Here is a 7,106-nt window from a genome sequence, read left to right as displayed (position 1 = left end):
GCACCGTGCAGCTCTTGAAGGGCGAAAACGGCAAGGGACTGGGCTCGAGATGGGGGGCGTATTTCAAGGATCATTCCTCCGGCGGCGTCATTGAACATCGATAATATGCAACCGATATATCGGATGAATAATGGTTTGGAAAGCCGGCGCGGATGAGGTAGGCGGAATCGAACGCCGCTGCGGATCTGCGCAGCGAGACAGCACGGCGCGGAAGGGTGAGATGAACCAGTCGGAAGAAGCCGTCGCCGTGCTGCAACGCCTGATCGTCCGGGGCGAATTGAAGCCCGGCTCGATGGTCTCGGAACGTCATCTGATGGAGTTGACCGGGCTCGGCCGGACGCCGGTGCGGGAGGCGATCCAGCGCCTCGCCCTCAGCTACATGGTGCGGATCCACCCCAACAAAGGCATCGAAATCCCCGGCATCTCGATCGAGGATCAACTCAGCGGCCTGGAGGTGCGGCGCGCCAACGAGCTGCTCGCGGTGGAGCTTGCCTGCGCCCGCGCAACGCAGAAGGACATTGCTGCGATTGAAAAGCTGGCGGCCGTGCTTGATGGCGAATTCACGCTGCACGACTATTCAGAAACGGTCGGGCAGACTCACGCGCTGATCATCGAGGCGGCGCATAATCCCTATCTCGCGGCCCTGATGACGCCGCTGCAGTCCCTGTCGCGGCGCTTCTGGGTCATGCATGTGCGCGACGAGCAGCAGGAGATCGCGCGCGGCAAGCGGCTCCACCAGCAGATCCTCAAGGGCATCGCCAGCAGGGATGTGGCCGCAGCCAGCGCGGCGTCGCTGACGCTCAACGCCTACCTCGTGGAATTCGCCCTGGCCGTCGTCGGCCGGATGGCAACGCCGCGATAGGCGCGGCGAACCGGGGCAAGGTTCCGCCGGCCGCTCCGCCGCCGCTTGCTATGCCGGGCTCGCTCTCCGCGTGACGGCAAGGCCGCAACCCTTCGCCCGGAAGCCTGCCGACCGCCCGAGCGATGACAGCGCGAAGCCGGCAGCGCTCACGCGGCCTTGCGCGAGACTCTGCCCTGCAGGGACAGCCGCTGCGATGATGGGCCGATGACGTCTTCGGTCAGCCTGCCGCATTCCACCATGATCCCCTCGCCGAGATCGGCGAGCGCCATGCTGTCGTCGATCAGCCTTTCGGACAGGCTCATCGCGGCCTCGATCTGGCCGGCCTGGAACGCCATGAGGCCGTCCGCGTCCTTGATCTCGGCGGCTGCGCTCAGCCGCGCGAAGCCCAGGTCCATGCAGCTCCGCAGCATCCTCATCTGCAGCACGCCAAGCTTCTGGGCGGCGTCCAGGGCGAGCCTGTTCGTCTAGACTGCGACAGTCAGAGAATTTTGCAATGGGTCCATCAGGGTGTTCGAGAGCTCAGGCATGGTCGCGTCTCCCTTGCTGTGATGGTGGGACGACAGCGCCTGGAAGGTGGCCGCGCTCGGGCCGCTTTCGGGCCGTCTTAGCCAAGATCGGATCGTCCCATCGCGGCGACCGTGAACAGCGCGGCCGATATCCGCGAACGAACCAACCGCGGCCCGCCGCAGTCTGGGATGAGGCTGCGCCGCATGCCGGGATGATGCCCGCGTTGTGCTCGTGGATGATGGCGGTTTCCTGACGGGAGAGTTCGTCGCCCCCGCGCAAGCCGCGGGACCGCGTTGCCCGTTGACGAAGTCGTGACCCCGGCCAGGAGCCCGGCAGCCTCAACGCCGCTTGCGCCGCGCAGGGGCAGGTTCAAGATGAGATCGAGGCTTGGCTGGCTCCGTCACCGGAATGCAGGTCCGCGACGGGTTCGCTACGTGAGTTCCGTCGTTGTGTCTGAGGGAGCGTCGCATGCTTGTGAGACATCACGTCAGGGCTGTCTGGCTGCGTATCGGGGTCGTGCTGGCACTCGCTGCACTCTTTGTCGCCCCGATGGCGTTCAAATAGCAGCGCGAGACGGCGCCGAGCCGGGGAGCCGGATCCGGCCGCCCGGTTTGCGCCCGCGACAGCCGGCGGCTCAAGTCACACGCTCGCAGGGCAGGCTAAAACGTGAGTCCGCCGAAGAGCTTGCGCGCAATGACTCAACGTCCACAATAAGATGAAGAGGGCCCCGCGACCGGACTGCGAACAGTCCTGGCCCGGCGACCGGCCAGGCAATCATGTGCTCCGGGCAGCCTGGCGCCCGACGATCCATGGGAGGGTTTCGCGCCGGTCGACCGTGGAGCCTTCCGCCGCGACCAGTCGATTTACAGGCCGGGCGCTCCGCCCATAATCACCGCAGATGTGCCGATCTGTCTTCGGGCAGGATACGATATCGGCTCCGATGATCCAGCGAGGCGACGCGCGGAATGGAACATCTGTTTTCGGCCGTCGAGCCCTATATTCACGAATATGGCGCTGTCGCCATCTTCGTGATCCTGTTTCTGGAGTCGCTCRGGGCACCTTTGCCGGGAGAATCCGCGCTGATCTTCGCCGGCGTACTCGCGTCCCGCGGCGAGCTGTCCTTGTCCGCCGTCCTCTTCAACGCCTGGGTGGGAGCTGTCCTCGGCGACAATGTCGGCTACCTGATCGGCCGGACCTTCGGCCGAGCCGTCATCCTCAAGCATGGATCGCGGATCGGATTGACACCTGAGCGCTTCAATCACGTCGAAGCGGTCTTTGCACGTTATGGTCCAGCGACGGTGGCCGCGGCGCGGTTCGTCAACATCCTTCGGCAGCTCAATGGCATCGCCGCCGGCACGACCGGAATGGATTGGCGGCGCTTCCTGCTTTTCAACGCGCTCGGCGGCGCGCTGTGGGTTGCCGTCTGGGGTGCCGGCGCCTTCTATTTCGGCACGCATATGTCCGGGATCGCGACCTACATCCCGCGATGGGGTCATGTTGGGATAAGGGTGCTCCCGCTCGTCCTGGCAGCCATCGGCGCGATCGTGCTCCTCGTCTGGCTTTGGCGCAGCCGCAAGCAACAAGGCTCGCCGCAATAGAGGTCCGAAAAGAAAACCGAGGAGCTTTCGCGCTCCGGGATGACTGAGCCCTTCCTTGGTTTAGTCAGGGCCCCTCGTAATAGGTCGCGTCGTCCTGCAGGATTTCGGGCCTTGGCGAAGTTCCGGTCTCCTTCTTCGTGCCCGGCAGGACTTCGAACCAATTGTCGAACTTGACCATTGTCGAACCGAGCTGCGCGAGCACGGCGGGATTTCCTGCCATCCTGGCCCTTCCGGCCGAGACCTTGTCGGCCAGCTTCGCCGTGCCGATCATCACGTCCTCCAGCTCGCGGCGGTCGATCGTGATCGTCAGATCTGCATCCGCGGCCTGATAGCCGGCGATCGTCGTCAGCGTCGCATTGCTCATCTCGACCACAAACCGCTCGCCATTGTCCGGCGTCGAGATATTGATCTTGAACTTCATGCCGTCGGCCTTGCGGCTGTCCATCTGGACCCCGAGGTAATTCAGGAACAGCTCGGTGGTGGTGCCGCGTACGAAGTCGGGGCTGCCCGCCTTTGCCGCCTTCACCGCGATGACGCCATCGCGCAGTTCCTTGGCGCCGGACAGGAAGCTGTTCCGCAGGCTCGGGCTCTCGAACTGGTAGCCCATCTGCTCGAACGTGTCGGCGAGGAGGTTCTTTGCGTCCTGGTTGCCCGGTTCCGCGTAGACCAGCTTGTTGATAATCTCGGTTGCGTGGCGGTATTTGCCCTGGTCGTAGAGCTCGCGGCCCTTCGCCATCACCTTTGAGGCGCCGCCCATCATCTCCACGTAAAGCGGCGCGGAGTCTTCCGGCGACAGCGGGACGAGTGTTGCCGGGTTCAGATCCCAGAATCCAAGGTAACGCTGGATCACGGCTCGGCTGTTATGCAGGTAGGAGCCGTGATAGCCGCGGTCGTACCATTGCTGCAGCAGGCGTTTGGGCGGCTCATAGACATTGTGGATCTGGTTGATCGTCACCCCGGAATTCGCCAGATGCAGGACCTGGTTGTTCAGGTTTGCATACATGTCGCGTTGCCCGCGCATCACCTCGCCAATCCGCGCCTTTCCCCATCGCGGCCAGCTATGCGATGCGAACATCACCTCCGCCTGATCGCCAAACCGGTACAGCGCGTCGTTGATATATTGCGACCACGCGAGCGCATCGCGCACCGGCGCGCCCCGCAAGGTGAGGACATTGTGCTGTCCGGCGACGATGTTCTCGGCGGCCCAGAAAGCCTTGAGGTCCGGAAACCAGGTGTTCATCTCCGCCGGCGCTTCCGTGCCGGGTGTGTTCTGAAAGACCATCCGCACGCCGTCGATGGTCAGTTCCTCGATGGGCAACTCAATGCTCCGGGTCGGGGGCAGGATGCCAACATCCCCGCTGGCGACACCCTTGCCGATCGATGAATCCACATGGCCGTAGGGGCTCTGGGACAGGACGTCGCCGTAGGTATAGCTCTTGCGGCGGGTCATCGCGTTGCCGGCGTAGAGATTCTCGGAGATGGCCTCGTTGATGAAGCCCTTGGGCGCAAGGATCTGGACCTTCCCTGCGGCCAGAGCGGCATCGTCCACGACACCGCGGATCCCGCCGAAATGGTCACCGTGGGAATGGGAGATGATCACCGCCACGACAGGGCGTTCGCCGAGCCTCTCGTTGATGAATTTCAGCGCGGCCCGTGACGTTTCCTTGACCGTCAGGGGGTCGATCACGATCCAGCCCGTATTCCCTCGGATGAAGGAGACGTTGGCGAGGTCGAAGCCACGGACCTGATAGATGCCAGGCACAACTTCAAACAGGCCATACTCCATGTTGAGCAAGGCCTGGCGCTGCAGTGACGGATGGATGCTGTCAAAGTCCTTCCCGTTCAGGAGGAAGTTCCAGTTATCAATGTTCCAGGCCACGTCGCCCTTGTCATTCATAATCTTGCGATAGGGCGGCGAGGCGATGAAGCCGCGCTTCGCTTCCTGGAAGTCCTGCTTGTCGGCAAGGGGCAATATCCGCCGCTGCTGTTCCTGCGCTTCGATCGTGAATCGCGAAGGCATGTTCCCCTTGGGATGGAAATGCTGCTCCTGCGCGACCGAGGCATCACCAAATGCTCCAGCGACGACTGCGCCAAGCACAAGCGCCAGAATTCTCAATGAGCCGCTCATTTTCTAGCCCTCTGTATTGGCCGAATGAAACATCAGACGCGGAGACGAGACTTCGACGGAGCGGGCCTCTCCAGCGTGTCTCTCCTGTCCACGTGCGGCAAAGTGAGAGCTTGCTACGCAGCGTGGCTGCTGGATGCGACCCGCACCTGCCTTGCCGGCATCCAAGGACATCCCGGGTCGATCCACGCAGAGGACCGCCTCGACGCGAAGGGAACGACCCCGAGCAGTTTGCGGTTGTCCCACCGGCCCGGCGCATCACGGGGGATCTAGTAGCAGGCTGGATAGGGATAGTACCCGCACTGACCATAGCCGTAGCCATAGCCATAGGGCCGCGTCGCGGCGATTCCGGCGGCTGCGCCCAAGGCCGCCCCGCTGGCATACCAGGCGCCATTGTAGACCGGCGCATGCCAGTAGGCGCCGCCAACCCGGGCTCGATCATAGGCGCCCCAGCGGTCATAGCCGACGCGATCGTCACCCAATCGCGCATCGCCCAGTCGCGCATCGCCGCCRAACCGATCGCCTCCGCCGAAGCCACCCAAGTCGCGCCCGCCAAAATCGCCGCCTCCGAGGCGGCCGCCGAACCCGCCGCCGCCGAAGCCTCCGAAGCGGTCGATGAACAACGCCGCCGGCCCGCTCGCCCCGGTGAGGCTCCCCTCGAGGATTGAGACCTCAAAGGTCAGGTTGCCCGCATCGAGTTTCGGCGATCGCAACGTCACCACAGCGTCACTGACCTTCGAACCATCCCCGCCCAGGACCGATATGGTGGCGTTCGGAGGATCCTTGGCGAAATTGTCCTTTCCTTCGTCCCACTGCATGATGAACTGCCTGGTGGCGACATGGCCGGCGGCGCGCACGGGGCGATCAGCGAAAACGATCGAATTCGCCGAAACACCCGTCAAAGTCAGGGTGTTTCCCTCCAGCTTTGCGCCTGTCGAGTTGATGACGGCGAGCGAGGGAACTGGCCCCGTGGGTGTGGCTACACCGATCGTCTTTTGCAGGGGGATGTTCGGCCGAGGCTCGGTGCCTTGCGTCTGAGCCTCACCCCGCACCGATCCAAGCCCAGCAAGCAGAAAAATGACGCAAGTGAAGTGTTTCGTGAGCATTTGGAGCCTCCCTTGTGGGTGTGCACGCCTTCCGCCGGCGCGCGTGCAAAAAGCCCAGATCGCTCGGCGCAATGCGCTTTCACGGCGTGTCAGAATGAATGAGATGTCCCCTTTCACATTGCGCGCAGCCAGACGGAAACCCTGCACCCGTTTGGCGCCTCGGGACATGCTCCCTGCCCTGCGCGGCCGCCGAATGCCGTCCTCACTCCGCGAACGGAAAGATCTTCTTCCAGTCCCGCTTCATGTCGACCACCGTCCATTTGTTCACGGCCGCGGCGTCAAGCGCCTTGTCGAGTTTGCCGAAATGGGAATTGCGGTCATAGGCGTATTCGCGCTCCGCATCGGTGTGGTGGACGATCAGGCCGAAGCGCGGCCCGCCCGACAGCGTGGTCCATTGCAGCATTTCGAGATCCCCGTCGGAGTTCCCGAACGCCGCAATTGGCCGGCGGCCGATATGCTGGTTGATACCCACGGGCTTGCCGACCGTGTCGTCGATGAAGTTGATCTGCGGCAGGCGAAAGATCTCCGGGCTGCCATCGCGCATCTCGAAGCGAGTCTTGATCGAGGAGCCGATGACCTGCTCGGGGGGAATGCCGTAGACCCTGTCTGTCCACGGACGCATGAACTCCACACCGCCTCCCGACACGATATAGGTCTTGAAGCCATTGGCGCGGAGATGGGCGAGCAATTCCAGCATCGGCTGGTAGACCAGCTCGGTATAGGGGCGCTTGAAGCGCGGGTGGCGCGCCGTCGCCAGCCAGTCCGTGGTGATCTTCGCAAACGCCTCCGAGGTCATGCCGGCATGGGTGGCGCCGATGAGCTGCATCAGCCCCTGTTCGCCGGATGCCAACAATGCCCGCATGTCGCCACCGAGGACCGCCTTGAACGGCTGTTTCGCCTTCCAGCCG

General features: G+C 63.5%; 6 protein-coding genes. 2 read left to right on the top strand and 4 right to left on the bottom strand.

Going from position 1 to position 7,106, the window contains the following annotated elements; genetic code table 11:
* The first annotated feature begins 220 nt into the window (after nucleotides 1–220).
* On the top strand, nucleotides 221–862 hold the full coding sequence (locus AC1D34_RS31780; protein ID WP_476776639.1) for a GntR family transcriptional regulator: 642 nt from the start codon (nucleotides 221–223) through the stop codon (nucleotides 860–862).
* Nucleotides 863–1,008: 146 nt separating this feature from the next.
* Here AC1D34_RS31780 and AC1D34_RS31775 read toward each other — a convergent pair whose 3' ends face one another.
* The gene (locus AC1D34_RS31775; protein ID WP_476826376.1) at nucleotides 1,009–1,311 is read right to left on the bottom strand and encodes a phasin family protein; all 303 of its coding nucleotides are present in this window, start codon (nucleotides 1,309–1,311) and stop codon (nucleotides 1,009–1,011) included.
* Nucleotides 1,312–2,334: 1,023 nt separating this feature from the next.
* Here AC1D34_RS31775 and AC1D34_RS31770 point away from each other — a divergent pair.
* Entirely contained in the window at nucleotides 2,335–2,967 is a 633-nt protein-coding gene (locus tag AC1D34_RS31770; RefSeq protein WP_476826375.1) for a DedA family protein, read from the top strand.
* Nucleotides 2,968–3,031: 64 nt separating this feature from the next.
* Here AC1D34_RS31770 and AC1D34_RS31765 read toward each other — a convergent pair whose 3' ends face one another.
* The 3 genes from AC1D34_RS31765 to AC1D34_RS31755 all read right to left on the bottom strand — a co-directional run.
* On the bottom strand, nucleotides 3,032–5,095 hold the full coding sequence (locus AC1D34_RS31765) for an alkyl/aryl-sulfatase (RefSeq protein ID WP_476826374.1): 2,064 nt from the start codon (nucleotides 5,093–5,095) through the stop codon (nucleotides 3,032–3,034).
* Nucleotides 5,096–5,361: 266 nt separating this feature from the next.
* Entirely contained in the window at nucleotides 5,362–6,198 is an 837-nt protein-coding gene (locus AC1D34_RS31760) for a hypothetical protein (protein ID WP_441493106.1), read from the bottom strand.
* A 202-nt stretch (nucleotides 6,199–6,400) separates the two neighbouring features.
* Nucleotides 6,401–7,106, bottom strand: a 706-nt coding sequence (locus tag AC1D34_RS31755; protein WP_476826373.1) for an HAD family hydrolase, incomplete at its 5' end; no start/stop codon positions are given.

The organism is Allobosea sp. P1_A7 (assembly GCF_056406775.1).
The sequence above is the reverse complement of the archived record's forward strand: the minus strand, read 5'-3'. Positions and strand labels throughout refer to the sequence as shown.